Source organism: Corynebacterium sp. TUM25015 (assembly GCF_056393505.1).
In genome coordinates this window covers 392614-410029 of the sequence record NZ_CM150783.1, presented here as the reverse complement: position 1 = coordinate 410029, position 17416 = coordinate 392614, and the positions used below count along the sequence as shown (strand labels likewise).

General features: G+C 61.1%; 14 protein-coding genes, 4 tRNA genes and 1 pseudogene. 12 read left to right on the top strand and 7 right to left on the bottom strand.

All coding sequences use genetic code 11. The annotated features are described in order from the left end of the window. Nucleotides 1–23 precede the first annotated feature (23 nt). From AC06DS_RS01895 to AC06DS_RS01885, 3 genes and pseudogenes are all read right to left on the bottom strand, one after another. A complete protein-coding gene (locus AC06DS_RS01895; protein ID WP_477100844.1) occupies nucleotides 24–1361 on the bottom strand; it encodes an AMP-binding protein in 1338 nt (445 codons plus the stop codon). Between the two features lie 21 nt (nucleotides 1362–1382). Continuing rightward, nucleotides 1383–2369: pseudogene (locus AC06DS_RS01890) on the bottom strand (IS481 family transposase). Further along, nucleotides 2366–3604: an MFS transporter gene (locus AC06DS_RS01885; RefSeq protein WP_473963880.1), complete on the bottom strand. Its 1239-nt coding sequence runs from the start codon at nucleotides 3602–3604 to the stop codon at nucleotides 2366–2368. The pseudogene AC06DS_RS01890 and the gene AC06DS_RS01885 overlap by 4 nt, the downstream one beginning before the upstream one ends. Before the next feature lie 321 nt (nucleotides 3605–3925). On the opposite strand from AC06DS_RS01885, the gene AC06DS_RS01880 reads away from it, so the two are divergent. Next, nucleotides 3926–4402, top strand: a complete 477-nt coding sequence (locus tag AC06DS_RS01880) for a hypothetical protein (protein ID WP_293792180.1) — start codon at nucleotides 3926–3928, stop codon at nucleotides 4400–4402. Between the two features lie 153 nt (nucleotides 4403–4555). Here AC06DS_RS01880 and AC06DS_RS01875 read toward each other — a convergent pair whose 3' ends face one another. The 3 genes from AC06DS_RS01875 to AC06DS_RS01865 all read right to left on the bottom strand — a co-directional run bounded on the left by AC06DS_RS01875 (nucleotide 4556) and on the right by AC06DS_RS01865 (nucleotide 7198). Next, nucleotides 4556–4972: a hypothetical protein gene (locus AC06DS_RS01875; RefSeq protein WP_448307824.1), complete on the bottom strand. Its 417-nt coding sequence runs from the start codon at nucleotides 4970–4972 to the stop codon at nucleotides 4556–4558. Between the two features lie 206 nt (nucleotides 4973–5178). Next, nucleotides 5179–6153 (bottom strand): DoxX family protein, encoded by a 975-nt coding sequence (locus tag AC06DS_RS01870; protein ID WP_477100843.1) that lies wholly within the window; start codon nucleotides 6151–6153, stop codon nucleotides 5179–5181. An 82-nt stretch (nucleotides 6154–6235) separates the two neighbouring features. Beyond that, nucleotides 6236–7198 carry a 1,4-dihydroxy-2-naphthoyl-CoA synthase gene (locus tag AC06DS_RS01865; protein WP_473963877.1) on the bottom strand — a complete coding sequence of 321 codons (963 nt, stop codon included), beginning with the start codon at nucleotides 7196–7198 and terminating at the stop codon, nucleotides 6236–6238. Nucleotides 7199–7242: 44 nt separating this feature from the next. On the opposite strand from AC06DS_RS01865, the gene AC06DS_RS01860 reads away from it, so the two are divergent. From AC06DS_RS01860 to AC06DS_RS01840, 5 genes are all read left to right on the top strand, one after another. Continuing rightward, nucleotides 7243–8343, top strand: a complete 1101-nt coding sequence (locus tag AC06DS_RS01860) for an o-succinylbenzoate synthase (protein ID WP_477100842.1) — start codon at nucleotides 7243–7245, stop codon at nucleotides 8341–8343. A gap of 49 nt (nucleotides 8344–8392) precedes the next feature. Further along, the gene (menD, locus tag AC06DS_RS01855) at nucleotides 8393–10222 is read left to right on the top strand and encodes a 2-succinyl-5-enolpyruvyl-6-hydroxy-3-cyclohexene-1-carboxylic-acid synthase (protein ID WP_477100841.1); all 1830 of its coding nucleotides are present in this window, start codon (nucleotides 8393–8395) and stop codon (nucleotides 10220–10222) included. After that, entirely contained in the window at nucleotides 10222–10686 is a 465-nt protein-coding gene (locus AC06DS_RS01850; protein WP_477100840.1) for a DUF3592 domain-containing protein, read from the top strand. Before menD ends, AC06DS_RS01850 begins: the two co-directional genes overlap by 1 nt. Before the next feature lie 92 nt (nucleotides 10687–10778). After that, nucleotides 10779–12098 (top strand): glycosyltransferase family 4 protein, encoded by a 1320-nt coding sequence (locus AC06DS_RS01845; protein WP_477100839.1) that lies wholly within the window; start codon nucleotides 10779–10781, stop codon nucleotides 12096–12098. A gap of 83 nt (nucleotides 12099–12181) precedes the next feature. Beyond that, nucleotides 12182–12868, top strand: coding sequence for a demethylmenaquinone methyltransferase (locus AC06DS_RS01840; RefSeq protein ID WP_477100838.1), 687 nt, complete (start codon nucleotides 12182–12184; stop codon nucleotides 12866–12868). A gap of 38 nt (nucleotides 12869–12906) precedes the next feature. On the opposite strand, the gene AC06DS_RS01835 is transcribed toward AC06DS_RS01840, so the two are convergent. Then, nucleotides 12907–14334, bottom strand: coding sequence for a geranylgeranyl reductase family protein (locus AC06DS_RS01835; protein ID WP_477100837.1), 1428 nt, complete (start codon nucleotides 14332–14334; stop codon nucleotides 12907–12909). 211 nt (nucleotides 14335–14545) lie between these two features. Between AC06DS_RS01835 and AC06DS_RS01830 the strand changes: the two genes are divergently transcribed. From AC06DS_RS01830 to secE, 6 genes are all read left to right on the top strand, one after another. After that, a complete protein-coding gene (locus AC06DS_RS01830) occupies nucleotides 14546–15556 on the top strand; it encodes a polyprenyl synthetase family protein (protein ID WP_477100836.1) in 1011 nt (336 codons plus the stop codon). A gap of 186 nt (nucleotides 15557–15742) precedes the next feature. Next, nucleotides 15743–15824, top strand: a tRNA-Tyr gene (locus AC06DS_RS01825). 557 nt (nucleotides 15825–16381) lie between these two features. Next, nucleotides 16382–16454, top strand: a tRNA-Thr gene (locus AC06DS_RS01820). Between the two features lie 73 nt (nucleotides 16455–16527). Then, nucleotides 16528–16604: transfer RNA gene (locus tag AC06DS_RS01815), tRNA-Met, on the top strand. Between the two features lie 348 nt (nucleotides 16605–16952). Continuing rightward, nucleotides 16953–17025 (top strand) — tRNA-Trp (locus AC06DS_RS01810). Between the two features lie 40 nt (nucleotides 17026–17065). Then, entirely contained in the window at nucleotides 17066–17410 is a 345-nt protein-coding gene (gene secE, locus AC06DS_RS01805; RefSeq protein WP_477100835.1) for a preprotein translocase subunit SecE, read from the top strand. Nucleotides 17411–17416 lie beyond the last annotated feature (6 nt).

The following is a 17416-nucleotide window of genomic DNA, read 5'->3' as shown; positions in this document are numbered from 1 at the left end:
TAATGGCACTTGTACAAAAACCTTTATTCTAGTCCCCCAAGAGGCGCGGCTTTCTTAGTGCTCTCCTGCAACATTGCGCGCAATATTTTCGCGGCCCGTTGGCGGTCGGTTTTCCCCGGGCCGGTGGTTGGCATTTCGTTGATTACCCAGGCGCGCCGGGGGAGTAGTTCGGGCTTCACCTGCCCGCGCATGGCTGTACGCACCATCTCGGTAATGTCGGGCGCGGTTATGCCGGACGCAGTGGTGTCGGGCACGGTGGCTCGGGCAACGCCGTCGTTGAGAACTACCAGCACCCCAATCGATTCGCCGAACTCTGCATACTGTGGGTCTTCTATGCCCGCGGCAAAGGCAGCTTCCGCGCCGGGAACGCTTTGACAAAGGGCCTTTTCAACCTCCTCGGGAAGTACCTTGTATCCGCCCGTGTTGATCGCCCCGTCGGCGCGCCCCAGAATCCGCAGCGCGTCACCGTCCAGCACTCCAATGTCGGAGGTTAGAAACTCTCCCGCAGTCGGGAACGCCTCTGCTGAGTCCACGTTGCGGTAGCCGTCGGCCACCATCGGTCCCGCGATCCGCACCCGCCCGGCTCCGCGCTCGTCGGCGTCACTAATCCGCACCCGTGCTCCCGGTAGGCAATGCCCGTTGTATACCATCCCTCCGGCCGTTTCGCTCGACCCGTAGGTCAGTGCGATCTTCGCTCCTGCTTCCGCCATCTTCTTTATGACGCCCTCACGCGCTGCTGCCCCGCCGACCAGTACACAGGCGTAGCGTGTCAGTGCTTGCACGGCGGCGGGGTCTGTGGCGATCCTTTCCAGCTGTGCGGGGACGAGGGAAGTGTAAAGATCTGCACCTGGATAAGTGTCTGCGAGGTGCAGCGTGTCCGCGACGAAACCAGCTGTGTTGAAGTGCGATCCCTGCTGTAAGTGCTGGGCTGCGATGGGAGTATAGCCCGCTCGGAGGCTACGGAGTAGGACTTGCAGCCCGGCGATGTGATGCGCTGGAAGTGTGAGCAGCCATGCCCCTGGTTGGGCTTGAAAGTGGTGCTCCATGAAGGAGACGGTGGCGTCCGCACTGGTGGAGAGTTGGCTGGGGCCGAGCACTGCGCCTTTCGGGGTGCCTGTGGAGCCGGAGGTACAGGCGATGAGTGTGCCCGGCGCTACGCTGTCTGCTTTGTCTGTGCTTCCCGCGCGCATTTGTTCCGGCAGGTCGGGGCAGGTTTGTTGCCAGTCTGCGGGGAGTGGGAGGAGGGAGAGTTCCTCTGCGAGGAGTTGCTGGAGTGCCTCCAGGGAGTCGGCGAAGAGTTCGGGCGAGGAAGCGCTGATGACAGTTGGCTGCAAGGGAACGGAGGCGGGATTTCCGGTCATGCTGACCAATGTACAACCTGCCTAGATGTACTGATCGGGGACGTTTGTTAATCGCGTGAAGGGTGGCTGGTTGCCGCAGGCGGTGTGGGGCCTGTGGTGGTTGTAGTAGTGCAGCCAGCCCTCGAGCTCACCGCGGCGCTCGGCTTCAGAGGTGTAGCAGCGGGCGTAGGCCCAGCCGTCGGCCAGGGTGCGGTGGAATCTCTCGATCTTCCCGTTGGTCTGCGGACGATAGGGCCTGGTGCGCTTGTGCTTGATCCCGAGCTCATGGCAGGTGTCTCGCCACAGGTGTGAGCGGTAGGCGCCTCCATTGTCGGACAACACCCTCTCGACGGTGACGCCACGCTGGTTGAACCACTCGACAGCCCGGACCAGCACGGCAGTGGCGGTGAGGGCGGTTTCGTCGTCATGGATCTCGGCGTAGGCGACACGGGAGTGGTCATCGATGACGGTGTGGACGTACGCCTTTCCCATCAACGGGTCCCGCCACTTGTTGCGAGGCTTGTCCGGGGTGGCAGCGCGGTTGCGGTCGCCTTGTTGTCGGCCGACGTAGCGCCAGCCCCGCCGTCAGGGATGTTGCCGAGCTTCTTCACATCGACGTGCAGCATCGCCCCGGGATGGTCGTGCTCGTAACGGCGAACGGGCTCTCCCGTGGCGCGGTCGACATGGGAAAGCCGGTTCAGGTGCGCGTCGACCAGGATCCGATGGACCGTCGACGGGGCGATCCCGAGCCGGCACGCGAGCTGGACCGGTCCTTCGCGCAGGCGCAGGCTGAGCTGGATGCAACGCCTGGTCGTGGCTTGGCTGGTCTTGTTCGGCGACCGGTGGGGCCGTGAGGAGCGGTCCTGCATGGACTGGCCGGTGCGGTAGCGGTCGGCCCAGCGCTTCACGGTGGGCCAGGAGACCTGGAATCGGGCTGCGACTTCGCTGACCGGCCAGCCCTGGTCGACCACGAGCCGGGCGACGATCAGTCGGTGGCGGGGTGTGAGGGGCAGCGTTGGGGTGGCTCATCGCGGGTTCTTCCTCGACCTGCGGGAGCGGGTGAAAGTGACCAAGACCAGGACGGCTGCTCCGACCCACCAAAGTCCTGCTGCGGCTCCGGTTCTCACGAGCAGCGGCGTTCCGCTCCACCATCCGGCTGCCCAGCTTCCGAGGGCCACGCCGAGGCTGGTTCCTGCCTGTCGGAGGGCGTTGTTGAGCCCGCTGGCCACTCCTGGGCGGCCAGGCCAGGCGGACAGGCTTTCGCCCACGATGGCGGAGGTCATCAACCCGAGGCCGACCCCGATGCCCAGCAGCCCTGGGGCGAGACCCATGGTTCCCGGCAGCCGGCCCAGCGTCGCGAGTCCCACGGCGCCGACGGCGAATCCCAGGGCAGCGACGCGGCGTCGGCCGAGGCGGACGACAGCCCTCCCCGAGAGGGGGCCGAGCACGACGAATGGCGCTGTGGCGAGCAACAGCAGCAGTCCAGTCGGCCCGGCACCCATCCCGAGCCCGGACTGCAAGTGGACCGTGACGGCCTGGAGAGTGCCGTTCGCGCCCGAGGTCATCATCGCTGCCGCGATCACGGACCCGACCAGCGCACGCTTGGCCATCTCGCCTCGACCAGCGGCGGCGGGCGGGCCGGCGTGCAGGACCGCAGGGCGAGCCGCATGCAGCTGGCGCCCGGTCCCCCACGCGGCGAAGAGGCCGAGGGGCACATTGATCCAGAACACGGCCCGCCATGACAGCGCGGCGACGAGTAGACCGCCCACGGCGGGTCCCAGCGCGGTCGCCACGGCGCTGATGCTCGACCAGGCCCCCAAGGCCTTGGCTCGCTCACCGGGCTCGGGCCATGCCTGGCTCAGGGCGGCCAACCCGGCCGGCAGCATCACGGCAGCAGCCAACCCCTGACCCCAGCGGGCCGTCAGGACCACGAGCCATGTCCCGGCCAGCCCTCCGAGCAGCGACGCGGCGGTGAACACGGTGATGCCGACCAGCAGGGCGCGACGTGGCCCGATGCGGTCGACCAACCACCCGGCGGGCAGCAGCGCGAGGGCGAGGGGCACGGTGTAGGCATCCACGACCTGGGCCCAGCGCGCCACGGGCACATGGAAGGTGCGGCCGACCGTGGGCATCGCCACGTTCATGGCCAACACATCCAGCAGCACCAGGAACATGGGGATGCACAACACTACGAGCAGGAATGTCCCGCCGTTGCGGCGGGCACCACCCCGGTGTGAGGCGGGGGCATCAGGAGAGAGGTTCATGTCGACCACGATAAGGTATGGACGCTTCGGTGGCGGTCGAAGTGTGACGGGGTGAGAATGGGTGACATGGACCCACAACCAGACATCGCCTCGGTGGCCGCGCACTTCGCCGATCGGTCACGCGCCGCGATGATGCTCGAACTGCTCGACGGCAACGCCCGCCCCGTGACGCGCCTGGCCCAGGTGGCAGGGGTGCGCACCTCCACCGCCAGCGAGCACCTGTCCCGCCTGGCGGGGGCAGGACTGCTCGTCGTCGAACCCGAGGGACGGATGCGTCGCTACCGGCTCGCAGGCCCCCACGTCGCGGTGGTCCTGGAGTCGTTGATCCCTCTGGCGTCCACCCCTGGCGTCACGGGGCTACGCCAGGCCAGCCAGTGGGACCGGTTGCGGGTGGCGCGCAGCTGCTACGACCACCTGGCCGGCAGTCTGGGCACCGACATCCTGGCGGGCCTGGTCGAGGTCGAGACGCTGCGCCGCACCGACGGCATCCAGGGCACCGTTCGGGGTCCGCTCGATGCCATCGCCGGCCCGACGGCCACCGGCTACGTGCTGGGTCCCCACGCTGCCCAGCACTTCGCCCGGATCGGTATTGACCTCGCCGTGGTGCAGGCTGGGCGTCGTCCCCTGCTGAAGGTGTGTACGGACTGGACCGAGCAACGCCACCACCTCGCTGGAGGACTCGGAGCCGCGCTCATGCGCGCCCTCATCGACCGAGGGTGGATCGAACGCCGCCCCGGACGGCGCGACCTCCTAATCCACAAACCAGAGGACATTCAAGACTGGCTCACCACTGCCTGACTCGATCAACATCTCCGGTCAGTACACCTAGAGGTGTGCCCTGTCCCTGTGACGGCTTGTAAGGGGTGCGACATTCGGAGGAGGGGGAGGGGGCGAAGCAAAACCCCCGCGCGCAAGAGGTGCGCACGAGGGCTATGTTGCTCCGGCGAGGGGTTAGTCGGCCTGAAGACCGAATTCCTGGACGCGCTTTACAGTGGCTTCCAGCTCCTCCGGGCCGGGTAGACGCTTATGGATGGCCAAGAAACTAGCCTGTACATCCTGGCGAGTGGCCGGGGTTTTCCCGGTGTCGATGAGGTAAGCGACGATGTCGAGGTAGGAGGGGCTGCGTGTATCCAAGGCGTTCAAAGAAGGGGTCGGGAGATCGTTGTTTGCCTTTAGGTAGTGGCGATACTGTGCGGGAAGGAGGAGGGAATCTGTCTCGGTTGGTGCGTGTGTGTTGCGTGTGCGGTGTGCATTTGCGACGCGTGTGCCGGCGGCGTGAATCGACGCAAAATGCGCAGCCGGATCAGGGCCCTTGGTGGTGACAGCGGTTCGGAGCTTAGCTCGGAGCTGGTTGAATGGGTTAAACATGATGCCTACCCTCCTTCCTTCGACGACGTTGAGTTTCTAACGATAGAACATAGGGTAGTTAACAACTGTTGGGAACGTCAAGTATTTTTTGTTCCAACCTTAAGTTCGTACTTGAAAGCAACAAAACCCGCCGGGAAGCTATCAGCTCCTCCGGCGGGGTAGTGGTGGGCGAACCTTAAAAGTGGCTCGCGGATGGCGTTTGGCCTTTAGTCGCCACCGCCGCCATCTCCGCCGCCGTCACCGCCAGCATCGGAGCCACCGTCAGAGCTGGAACCAGAACCAGAGCTGGAGAAATCGCCGAAGCTGTTGCTCGACGGTCCATTGCCCTGGTTGCTGTTCCACTGGGTGGTAGGCGCATCGGCATTGGAGCTGTCGCCATATTGGGAGCTACCAAACGGAGTGGCATTGCTGCCGCCGATGACACCGGCACCACCCGCGGCGGCGCTGGTGTCGCGGCGTGCGTTATTCCACATGTTGTTGCTCTGGTTGTTAGCACCTTGGTTATTCAGGCTCTGGTTGTTAGCGCCTTGGCTATTCAGGCCCTGGCTATTCGAGCGCTGAGCCGGGGAACCGTAATTGCCGAAAGGATTCTGCCCCGGATTCTGCCTCTGAGCCTGACCCTGCGCCTGCCCCGAATTCGGAGCCATATTCTGATTCCCGACCGATCCAGCCGGCGCACCTGCGGGTGCAAAGTTGCTATTGTTCAGGCCGAAAGCTTCATTGCCCCTAGCCGTTTCAGCCTCCTTGGCCGTCTTTTCCTTACGTTCCTTACGGGCACGTACGGGCGTCATAAAGAGGTAGTCCAAGCTAAAACGGCCGGAGCCATGCGCTGCCAGGGCGAGACCCGCGGCGCCCAGAAGCCCGACAAGCTCCCAGCCGCCATCGGAAACGAAGACACCCTTACCCCAGTGTGCGAAACCAAATGCGAAGACCATTTGCACAAACAAGATTGGGCCGACGATCCGAACCAGCAGGCCCAGGATGAGCAGCACACCGGCAGCAAGTTCGAAATATGTTGCGAACTGTGCGGAAGCGTTCGGCCATGGGACGCTCATGGACTCGAAGGATTTAGCGGTACCGTCGATGGTCCAGGAATTGTATTTTTGCCAACCATGCGCCAGCAGCACGATGCCCACCAGAACGCGGGAAATGGTGATGCAAACATCTTTATAAATGTTCATGCTGCTAACGCTACCAAGTTAGCGCTGCTCCGGGCTGGCTAAAGCAAGAGCGGCTAAAAGCAAGGGCGCACCCTAGTTAGCCCTAGTAGTAATAGGGGAACGGTTCCCAGCGTGGCTCTCGCTTCTCCAAAAAGGCCTCCTTGCCCTCGACCGCTTCGTCGGTCATGTAGGCCAGTCGTGTGGCCTCGCCCGCGAAGACTTGCTGCCCCATCAGACCGTCATCGGCCAGGTTGAAGGCGAACTTCAGCATGCGCTGGGCAGTGGGGGACTTCGTGTTGATCTCGCGAGCAGCTTGAATAGCCTCGTCCTCCAAGCTGCCGTGGTCGGCAACGATATTCACCGCGCCCATCTGCTGCATCCGCTCGGCGCTATATGTCCGGCCCAGGAAGAAGATCTCACGCGCGAACTTCTGCCCCACCATCTGCGCCAGATACGCCGAGCCATAGCCTGCGTCGAAAGACCCGACATCCGCATCGGTTTGTTTGAACCGCGCCTCCTGCCGGGAGGCAATTGTCATGTCGCACACCACGTGCAGCGAGTGTCCACCACCTGCAGCCCAGCCGTTTACCACGGCGATGACAACCTTCGGCATCGTGCGGATCAGACGCTGCACTTCCAGGATGTGCAGGCGGCCTCCCTCGACCTTTTCGCGTGCCGTATCCACACTCGACTCATCCGCCGCTGCCACGTCCCCAGTGTGCTCGGTGGCATAGCGGTAGCCAGAACGACCACGGATACGCTGATCGCCACCGGAACAGAAAGCCCAGCCGCCGTCCTTCGGGGATGGCCCGTTGCCAGTCAGCAGGATCGTGCCGACATCCGGGGTGCGACGCGCGTGATCTAGCGCCCGGTACAGCTCGTCGACGGTATGAGGACGGAAAGCATTGCGCACTTCAGGGCGGTTAAATGCGATACGCACGATACCATTCGCCCGACCTTCGCCGACGTGGCGATGGTAGGTGATGTCGGTGAAATCGTTGACGCCGGGGGCGTCCACGGGTCGCCATAGTTCGGGCTTGAAGGGGTTGCTGCTGTTTTCGCTCATGTTCGCCATTCTATCGGGCAGCAATTTTTGGCAAGGTAGGGAGAATGAACACTGAGGCTTCCAAATCTGCTGCCATTGCCCTACCGCCGCTCGCCGAGTTGCTTGAGCGCTCTCATGTGGTTGCCATGCCGATGCGGGTGCCTTTCCGCGGTGTGGCTGTCCGTGAGGCCTTGCTTATTGACGCCCCGTCCCAGTGGGCAGAGTTCGCTCCTTTCCCGGAATATGAGCCGGCGGAAGCCTCCTTGTGGCTGCGCTCGGCGATTCAGTTCGGATACAGCGAGCAGGGTGAGCAGGAGGAATGGGTTCCCGTGAATGCCACCATCCCCGCAGTTGATGTGGCGGCACAGCCCGAGATCATTGATGACCTCATGGCGCGCTACCCCGGTTGCACTACGGTGAAGGTCAAGGTTGCGGAAAAATCTGCTTTGGCGAAGGATCCTGGGATCAGCATGCAGCAGGATATTCAACGCGTCCGCGCGGTTCGAGAATGGTACGCCGACCAGGGGGTTGTGGCTCCGAAGATTCGCATGGACGCTAACGGCGGCTGGACCGTACAGCAGGCATTGGAAGCGGTGGAAACCCTCGCTGCGGACGGTCCGTTGGATTATGTGGAGCAGCCTTGTCGCACCATCGCCGAGCTGGCGGAGGTACGCCAGAACCTCATGCGGCGGGGGCTTTTTGTGCGTGTGGCCGCAGACGAGGCCATTCGCAAAAGCATCGACCCGATCGCCGCAGTCAAAGAGGTAGCGAGCGCGGGCGCATGCGACGTTGCCGTCCTCAAAGTGCCACCGCTGGGAGGTGTGGACCAATTGCGCCGGGTAGCCAGCGAGGTAGCCAAGCGTGGGGTATCCATCACGGTGAGTTCTGCATTGGATACCGCAGTGGGGCTGGGAGCGGGGCTGCGAGCAGCCGCCAGCCTGGCGCATATAGATGACGACGGCATGGTTGCCGAACCCAATGCAGCCGGCTTAGCCACAGGTACTCTTTTCGTCTGCGACCTCGCTGAACGTCGGATCGTGGATGGGCGCATGCACGCCGGCGCAGTTACTCCGGATCCGGACCTCCTCAACGAATTCCGCGTCACCGGCGAGCGTCGCGACTGGTGGATCAACCGCCTGAGTGCGGCCTATCGTTTCCTAGAGTGAGCGGATCTTTCCGCGAGGCTGTCCGAGGTGAAAGGTAAATTGAGGAACTGTGACTAACACCGATAGTTCTTCCCAGGATTCTTCTCCTGCGGCTGTTGAGCCGCTTTCCAGCCCTGTCGCCGTCCACGCTGCCTTAGTGCTGGTGGATCAACTAATCCGTTGTGGCGTGCAAGAGGCAGTGCTGTGCCCCGGCTCGCGCAATTCCCCGCTGAACTTGGCTTTCGTGGAGGCTGAACGGGTGGGACGGGTGCGCCTTCACGTGCGTACGGATGAGCGTTCCGCAGCCTTCTTGGCTCTGGGGCTGGCGAAGGTTTCCCGCCAACCCGTCCCGGTTGTCATGACTTCCGGGACAGCCGTGGCTAACTGCCTGCCGGCAATGGTAGAGGCCAGGCTATCCGGCGTACCGTTGATTGTTCTCTCGGCGAATCGGCCGCTTTCGATGCTGGGGTCTGGCGCAAATCAGACCATCGATCAGGCGGAGATTTTCGGATCCCATTCTGTGTGCACCCTGAATACAGGAAACCTGGCGCTGGAGGGGGAAGACATCAAGGTACCGGGCGATGTCGCTACTTCCCGAGCAGGCGGAGCTGCCGCGCAGCTACGCGATCTGGTCTGTCAGTTAGTCGCTGCCGCGGTTGACCCCATCGACGGCGGTGGCGTGCATTTGGATGTTCCTTTGCGGGAGCCGCTGGTGCCACCGACTCTCGACGAGCTTTCGCTATGGGCTAGCGCGGTCACCGGTAATACACCGGAACCCCGGGGGGTTCGCTCGCTTCCCTTTGGGCAGGTTGAGGTTGATCTTTCACGCCGTACTCTCGTCATTGCCGGTTCGGTAAGCGATGTTGCCTGGGCGCGAGCGATCATGGATGAACTGGCGGACGTGCCGACCATTGCGGAGCCTATTGCCCCCGCCCCGGACTTCCCTGTCCATAGCGCGGCCGTTGACATGTTTAGCACCCAGGTCGTCGGTGATGGCGAGTATTCGGCGGTCACCACCCCGGAACAGATCGTGGTGATTGGTCGGCCTACTCTCCACCGCGGCGTCACAAAGCTCCTAGCTAATAAAGACATCCACATTATTGCCCTCAGCGATACCCGCAACGTGACCGATGTATTCGGCAATGTGGACGAAGTCGGCAGTTCTGTCCGCCCGCACGGCGAGCAACCAGAAACGTGGCTTCAAGTAGCGCGCGCCATTAGCGACATGGGAGCTGGACAGGTGCGCGACGCACTCGCTGAACACGACCCCTTCACGGCGGTACACGCTGTCGCCGTTGTTGCTGACGCCCTGCGCGACGGTGACCTCTTGGTACTAGGGGCTTCGACAGCGGTGCGAGATGCCTCCCGCGCCGGGCTGCCCTTTGACGGCGTGCAGACGATAGCTAATCGTGGGGCGGCGGGGATCGACGGGACGATCTCCACCGCAGTGGGGGCCGCGATGGCTCACGCTCATGCTGACCCGACGGCTATCCGCGCTCCGCGCACGATCGCTGTGATGGGGGATCTGACTTTTGCCCATGATCTCGGTGGGCTGAATATCGGACCATTGGAACCGCGTCCAGATAGCCTGCTTATCGTATTGACCAACGATAGCGGCGGCGGGATATTCGAGACCTTGGAGCCGGGGGGAGAGAACCTGCGCACCTTTGCTGATGGCACCGCGGCTTTCGAACGGGTCTTCGGTACTCCGTTGGACTTGGACTTTGCAGAGCTTTGCGCTGGATTTGGGGTAGAACACAAGCTAGCGACCAACGTAGAGGAACTCGCAAAGGCCATCGATGAACATGCTGAGACCGGGGCACATGGGATCACGGTGCTGGAAGTGAAGGTGAGCAGAGGTGGGCGTCGAAAAATAGAAAAAAGAATTGCGGGCGCTTGATGAATCGCTTGAGAAACCACGAGCTCACCCCGAAGCAATTTCGAATTGCGCGCCGTTTAAGGCGAATCAAGCAGGTGGTGATCGGGCTTGCGGCAATAGTGATCTTGGTCTGCGGTGGCATGATCGTCACCTCTGCGATTGATGACTATGCGATCTCGCGGGATAAGGGGGAGGCGACGGCGGAGGTTGTGTCGGTACAAACCCTGCGAACGACCGTGCGTTTCCGCGATGCAGAGGGCAATTTTCAGCAGCCGGAGGAAGGGCTAAAGTACCCGTCCGGTCTTATTGAAGGCCAGAATGTGCGCGTGGAATACCAGGTTAGTGACCCGGAAAACGTCAAGGTGCAGGGGCGAGGATGGACGTTGGCATTTCTTCCTGCGTTGTCTTCAATGACTGTGGGGCTTGCCGTGTGCGCTGTTCTGATGCTGCTGATTCGGCGATGGGAAAAGAAACATAAACTTTGAGTAGCGAAAGTAACCTTTTGTTTCCCTAGACTTGTTAATGTTTTTACCCAGACGAAACGCGGGCGTGAACTACAAAAGGGATGCTGAAGGGTATGCGAGTTGCGATTGTTGCCGAGAGCTTTCTGCCCAATGTTAATGGGGTTGTAAATTCCGTACTCCGCGTGCTGGAGCACCTGCGAGCCAATGGGCACGAAGCACTGGTTATTGCACCGGGTGCGAAAGACGGGCAAGAAGAAATTGCGACTTATGAGGGGTTCCGCATTGCGCGCGTCCCTGCTGTCGATGTGCCGGGTATTAACTCTCTGCCGATCGGCGTGCCAATGCCGAGCGTGTACACCGAACTGAAGAAATTCCAGCCGGATGTTGTGCATCTGGCTAGCCCTTTCGTGCTGGGTGGTGCGGGTGCTGTGGCAGCTCGGGCGCTCAAACTTCCCTGCGTGGCGATTTTCCAGACTGACGTGGCCGGATTCGCCAACAACTACAAATTGAAGTTCCTGTCCAAAATGGCTTGGCGCTGGGTGCGTGCCATGCACAACATGTGCGCAATGACGTTGGCGCCAAGCTCCGTAACCATGCGCGAGCTGGAAGAAAACAAGGTGCGTGGTGTGGCGCATTGGGGTCGCGGAGTGGATACAGAACGCTTCCACCCCTCGAAGCGCTCGCCGGAGCTGCGTCGTGAGTGGCTGCTGGCTGGTGAAGAAAAGCGAGGTGGAAAGGCGGGCGAAACCGACGTGGTGGAGCTGGAGAACCGCCGAAAGATCGTCGGTTTCGTGGGGCGCCTGGCTGCTGAGAAGTCCGTGGAGCGCATGGCAGCGTTGAATGGACGAGACGACGTGCAGATCGTCATTGTTGGCGATGGCCCGGAGATGGACTCCCTGAAAGCACTGATGCCCACCGCGGTGTTTACCGGCGGACTCTACGGCGAGGATCTAGCCCACGCATTTGCCAGCCTGGATATTTTCGTACATACCGGCCAGTTCGAGACGTTCTGTCAGGCCATTCAGGAGGCGCAGGCTTCCCGTGTGGCAACCATCGGCCCGGCAGCCGGGGGTCCGATCGATTTGATTAAGCCCGGCCACAACGGCTTCCTGTTGAACGTGGAGAACTTCGAGGCCGAGCTGGTTGACGCAGTAGATACCATCCTCGCTGGGGGAGTGGATTCCTACCGGGACAACGCCTTCGAAGGTGTGCAGAACAAGAGTTGGTCTAGCCTATGTGACCAACTACTCGGCTACTATTGTCAAGCCATTGCACAGGGTGGCAAGGCCGCACCCCGCACCAATTCGCAGCGCGACTTCACCGGTGTACGCGAGGTGCGTCAGACCACCGTCGAATCCCAGCCGGAGCAGGCGGCTGTAGAAGCAGACCTAGTTGCCGAAGCGAAAGGTTCCGCAGAACCAGTGGTGCGCTAACGCAACCCCCAATCTGTGGATAGCCCCGCCCCCTTAGCCGGGTGCGGTCGGGGTATGCATCGAGGCACGCTAAGATGTGTGTCGTGTCTCGGGCAAGTTTGGAAAAGAAACCGCAGGAAGTTGCGTCGATGTTCGACGCAGTGGGTAAGAAATACGACCTCACTAATACGGTGTTGAGCTTCGGCCAGGATCGCTATTGGCGTAGCCGCACCCGCAAGCGCCTGGACCTAAAGCCCGGCGACCTGGTGCTCGACCTTGCCGCTGGTACGGGCGTATCCACCGAAGAGTTCGCCCGTACGGGAGCGACATGCATCGCCTGCGACTTCTCCTTCGGCATGCTGTCCGCGGGCTCCCACCGCGACGTGCCAATGGTGTGTGCCGACGGCACCAACCTTCCTTTCGCAGACGAGACCTTCGACGCCGTAACGATTAACTACGGTCTGCGAAACATCGTGGACTTCCGCGCTGGCCTGCGTGAAATGGCGCGCGTTACAAAGCCAGGCGGCAAGCTCGCCGTGGCAGAGTTCTCCACCCCCGTCATTCCCATCTTCAAAACTGTCTACAAGGAATACCTCATGCGCGCCCTTCCGAAGGTCGCGAAGGTCGTCAGCTCTAACACGGATGCCTACGAGTACCTCGCCGAGTCAATCCGCGCCTGGCCCGGCCAGGAGGAACTCGCCGCCGAGATCCGCGAGTGCGGTTGGGACGAAGTCGGCTGGCAGAACCTCACAGGCGGAATTGTCGCTCTCCACAGCGCCATTCGCCGATAGTCCTGCGCTACTAGCCCAGCGCCGGTAGTTCTGCGCGTCTAGCCCCGCGCGGCGAAGGGCTTATCGATCGGCGCGAGGTTCACCACGCGCCCTGCACCTCTCCAGATCCGCGCAGCAAAATCGCGATCTTCCGGGCTGACCAAATTCCCCATCAGGCGCGTCGCCACCCCCATCGTGCGGTTCGCCAGCGGCCCGCGCATACCCAGCGGCCCGAGTGCACTCATTAGCCCCGGCATCGTCAGAACCACCGCCAGTCGCCGCGCCAACCCGAATGCCTGTCCATACTGTTTTTCGAGCTCGGCCGTCCATTCTGGCTCGATGCCGGCGCCGTTGTTGCCCTTAATTCGGGACGCCCACTTCTCCGGCCTTCCCCATTCCTCCACCAACAACCGGATGAGTAGTTCGGCGGATTCCAAGGCATAGTCGATGCCTTCACCATTCAGCGGATTAACCAGCGCCGCCGTATCGCCAATTGCAGCCCAGTTCGGCCCTGCCACCCGGCTAACGGCACCGCCCATCGGTAGCAGTGCAGAGGTGATAGATTCCGGCTCTCCGTCGATTTCCCAATCCTCACCAACCTGTTGGGCATAATCGCGCAGCAGCTTCTTGGTATTCACCTTTGCCGGGCGCTTAGTGGTGGCCAGCACACCACAGCCGAGGTTAGCCCGGCCGGTATCACCGCCATTGCCTAGCGGGAATACCCAGCCGTAGCCAGGCTGCGCGGTGCCGTCAGCATCGTTGAGCTCCAGATGCGAGTGAATCCACGGCTCATCGCCGAAAGGAGTGTTGACGTAACTGCGGGCGGCAATGCCATGGACCAGACCTTTATCCCACTTCACACCTAACTTCCGGGCGATGCCACTTCGCACGCCTTCGGACAGCACAAAGAAACGCCCGCGCAGCCGCAAGTGTGTGCTTGCTTTTGACTTGCTCTGCACTCCTGCACCGGTGCGAGTGCCCGTCACCTCGACGAGTTGCTGGGTGGTTGGATCGCAGGTGGCGTCACCCACCTTGGCCTGGATAAAACGCGCACCCGCAGCGATAGCGAGCCTTGCTAGGGAAGCATCCAGGCGTGAGCGGGGGATAGCCGAACCGCGGCGCGGAAAGCTGCCCACGGGCCACGGGGCAGTAATGGAACCGCCGAAACCATGCAGTTTAAGGCCGCGGATGTGGGGCGCATCGTCGAGGAGGTCCGCTGCGCCCATTGATTCGAGTGCAGCGACGGCGCGGGGAGTTAATCCATCGCCACAGGTCTTATCACGCCCAGTGGATTGGGTAGGGGAACTCTCGGCGGATAAAGCGCCGGTGCCGGGGACATCAGCCATGTCCACCAATGCGACATCCAGACCTGCGCGGGCGGCGTGGAATGCGGCAGCGGAACCGGCTGGTCCTGCGCCCACGACGACGAGATCGACGTCGACCTTGGCAGGCGCATTCGTGGAGGTTTCAACGAAAGGGGAATTCATCGACCACCATTGTTTCACGGAGGTGGGGGCGGAGGTGGCGTCGGTGCTGGGTAAACGGTAGCGGAATTAAGAAGCGTGAAGTATGCATGTGGGTTAAACACCGTCCCGCCAATCGACTAAAGTGTCGATAGACATGTAAAAAACACATGCGAAGTACACGGCTGTACCAGCATGTGGCGTTCAAGAGGAAAAGTCGAGGCTGACCACGGACATGCCAAGTGCCACACCCCGTAAACCGGCGCTCCCTGACGTCGGGGACGCGCAACTAAACGAGGCCTTGGGCCAGTCGATGCAGCAGGTAGAGCAGCTGCTTAAGGATCGACTGTCGGTTGGCGAGTCCTTCCTTACCGACAAGATCAGCCACCTTTTCGACGCTGGTGGTAAGCGCTTCCGCGTGATGTTTGCGCTGCTTGCCGCCCATTACGGTAAGAATCCAAGCTCTCAAGAGGTGCTCGAAGCGGCTGCGGTAGTGGAGCTGACCCACCTGGCGACGCTATATCACGACGATGTGATGGATGAGTCTGATCAGCGGCGTGGTGCAGAGTCCGCAAACAAGCGGTGGAACAACTCGGTGGCCATCCTGGCGGGCGACTACCTGTTTGCTATTGCCAGCGACATTATGGCGAAGCTGGGCACCGAGACAGTGCAGCACTTTGCGGAGACCTTCCGTGAGCTTGTGACCGGGCAGATGCGCGAGACTATCGGCGCCAGCGGGGGTGAGGATGAGATTGAGCACTATCTGACTGTCATTCAGGAGAAGACTGGTGTACTCATTGCTTCTGCTGGTTGGCTGGGTGCGCTGCACAGCAGTGCTTCAGACGAACACCGCGAGGCGCTGTTTAAGTTTGGCCGCAATGTCGGTCAGATCTTTCAGATCGTCGATGACATCATCGACATCTGGGCTGATCCCGAAGTCTCCGGAAAGGTGCCTGGCACGGACTTGCGCGAGGGCGTGTTCACCCTGCCGGTTCTTTATGCAATGCAGCAGGATGACGCCACAGGGGCGCGACTGCGCGAGATCCTCACCGGACCTGTCACAGAAGACGCCTTGGTGGACGAGGCGCTGGAGCTTATCCGTAGTTCCGAAGGCCGTGAGAAGTCCTTTGAGGTTGTGCAGCGCTACCGCCAGTACGGCGAGGATGAGCTGGCCAAGCTGCCCGAGAACCAGGTGACTCAGGCGCTGCGTCACTTGATGGACTTCGCCTTGGAGCGACTGGGATAGTCGGCTGGGGAGTCCGCCGGTTGTCTTCCTTTCGGTGGCTAGGGGTGGATTCGGACGGCTTTTGGTGGGGCGGGATTCCGGTGGCTTGAGTGTGTGGTCTGAAGGTGGGTGTGGCCTCCCTGTGCAGGCGATTTGCATAAGTTGGGGCTGTTCGTAGTAGAGTTACCAGCGCACCGAATGGTGCATGCCAGATTGCCCGAGCGGCCAAAGGGAGCGGACTGTAAATCCGCCGGCTCTGCCTTCGTTGGTTCGAATCCATCATCTGGCACAACAGTTACCCGGTGGTTGCTTCCCTGTGCGGGGGAGTGACCACCGGGTTTTGCTATCTGGAGTTCTGGGGTTTGCTGTGTGAGTGTGGGTTTTTCCGGCTCAACGGGGCAGGGACAGTGGGAATGTCGCTAGAACGGGAAAGTGAAGACCTACATTTTTGGTGACCGAAAAATGGAAGAATCTGAGCTGGGGTTATGCATACATGAAAACCAGATGCAGTAACAGATTCCCGATCTAGCGACATTTCTCGCTAAATGGAGGTGCATATCCACAGTTGGGGGCGAGGGCGGAAATTGGGGCAAGAGTTGGGTGACAGAAGTTCGTGCGACGCGAGCTACTGGCGCGCAATAAACTATCGGCACGCAATGAGGAGTTAGCGCGTGATGTGCCGTCGGGGCACAACAAGCTATCGGCTGAAAGCTTGCAAAGGTAGTCGTGAATGAGTTTGAAATCTCTATCTGAGCTGCCGATTTGTGTAAAACGCTGCTAGGTGGTTAAGCTAACTCAGGCTTCAAGCGATGCGGTTAAAACAAACTGCAATGCAAACGAAGTAATGCCCCCTTAGCTCAGTCGGCAGAGCGTTTCCATGGTAAGGAAAAGGTCGACGGTTCGATTCCGTCAGGGGGCTCTGTCATTTTATGCGCCCCGTCACGCGACGTTAGACACAGACCGTTGGCGGTCCGTATCAAAGTGGCGATGATGGCGGTGTAGCTCAGCTGGTTAGAGCGCACGACTCATAATCGTGAGGTCGAGGGATCGAGTCCCTCCACCGCTACCAAATCAAAACACCCGGAGATGGAAGATCTCCGGGTGCTTTTTCGTTTTCGGAAGATGCTGCATGTAAGGGGGTGTGGGCATGGTGGCATTCTAGAATGCTCCATGCACTACGCGCGCAGAGCATGTGCAAGACCGGGGAGGGGCGCGCGCCATACGAGGACAAGTTCTGAGAAACCCGCGCCCTATTTGGTTGCAGGCTTAGAACCCTGCTATTGTTCTTGAACGTTGCACTGAATGTGTGCCGTGGAAGCAATGCCCTAGCAACTTGGCGCTGTATCTTCCCCGTTCACAGGACGTTGCTTCACCTACGTTGGTCTGATCACGTACACTCGTGAGTCAGAACTTCGATAGGGGCGTGGCTCAATTGGCAGAGCAGCGGTCTCCAAAACCGCAGGTTGCAGGTTCAAGTCCTGTCGCCCCTGCACGATCTTCCTTGTAGGTACCTTTAAGGAGAACTTAGACGTGAGCGACGAGAGCAAAAAGACCGCAGCCGGCGAATCCGGTAATGGCGGCAGCCTTCGTCCGTCTGGCAAGCGCCAGGTGGCTGGTCAGGCCACCACGTCTCGCGCTGTCGCCAGCTCCAAGTCCAAGGCGCCAGAGGTTGTAAAGACCCGCAAGAATCCCTTCAGCGCCATCGTGGATTACATCCGCGGTGTTGTCTCTGAGATGAGCAAGGTTATCTGGCCTACCGGTCGAGAGATGGTGAACTACACCATCATCGTCCTGCTGTTCCTCATCTTCGTATGCCTGCTCGTTGCTGGCAGTGATTGGGTTGCTAGCTGGGGCTTGCAGCAGATTATGCGTTAATTGTGC

Excerpts from the sequence above, each read along its gene's own strand:
- AC06DS_RS01895 (WP_477100844.1), bottom strand. The coding sequence starts at position 1,361 with ATGACCGGAAATCCCGCCTCCGTTCCCTTGCAGCCAACTGTCATCAGC.
- AC06DS_RS01885 (WP_473963880.1), bottom strand. The coding sequence starts at position 3,604 with ATGAACCTCTCTCCTGATGCCCCCGCCTCACACCGGGGTGGTGCCCGC.
- AC06DS_RS01875 (WP_448307824.1), bottom strand. The coding sequence starts at position 4,972 with ATGTTTAACCCATTCAACCAGCTCCGAGCTAAGCTCCGAACCGCTGTC.
- AC06DS_RS01870 (WP_477100843.1), bottom strand. The coding sequence starts at position 6,153 with ATGAACATTTATAAAGATGTTTGCATCACCATTTCCCGCGTTCTGGTG.
- AC06DS_RS01865 (WP_473963877.1), bottom strand. The coding sequence starts at position 7,198 with ATGAGCGAAAACAGCAGCAACCCCTTCAAGCCCGAACTATGGCGACCC.
- AC06DS_RS01860 (WP_477100842.1), top strand. The coding sequence starts at position 7,243 with ATGAACACTGAGGCTTCCAAATCTGCTGCCATTGCCCTACCGCCGCTC.
- AC06DS_RS01850 (WP_477100840.1), top strand. The coding sequence starts at position 10,222 with ATGAATCGCTTGAGAAACCACGAGCTCACCCCGAAGCAATTTCGAATT.
- AC06DS_RS01845 (WP_477100839.1), top strand. The coding sequence starts at position 10,779 with ATGCGAGTTGCGATTGTTGCCGAGAGCTTTCTGCCCAATGTTAATGGG.
- AC06DS_RS01835 (WP_477100837.1), bottom strand. The coding sequence starts at position 14,334 with ATGAATTCCCCTTTCGTTGAAACCTCCACGAATGCGCCTGCCAAGGTC.
- AC06DS_RS01830 (WP_477100836.1), top strand. The coding sequence starts at position 14,546 with ATGCCAAGTGCCACACCCCGTAAACCGGCGCTCCCTGACGTCGGGGAC.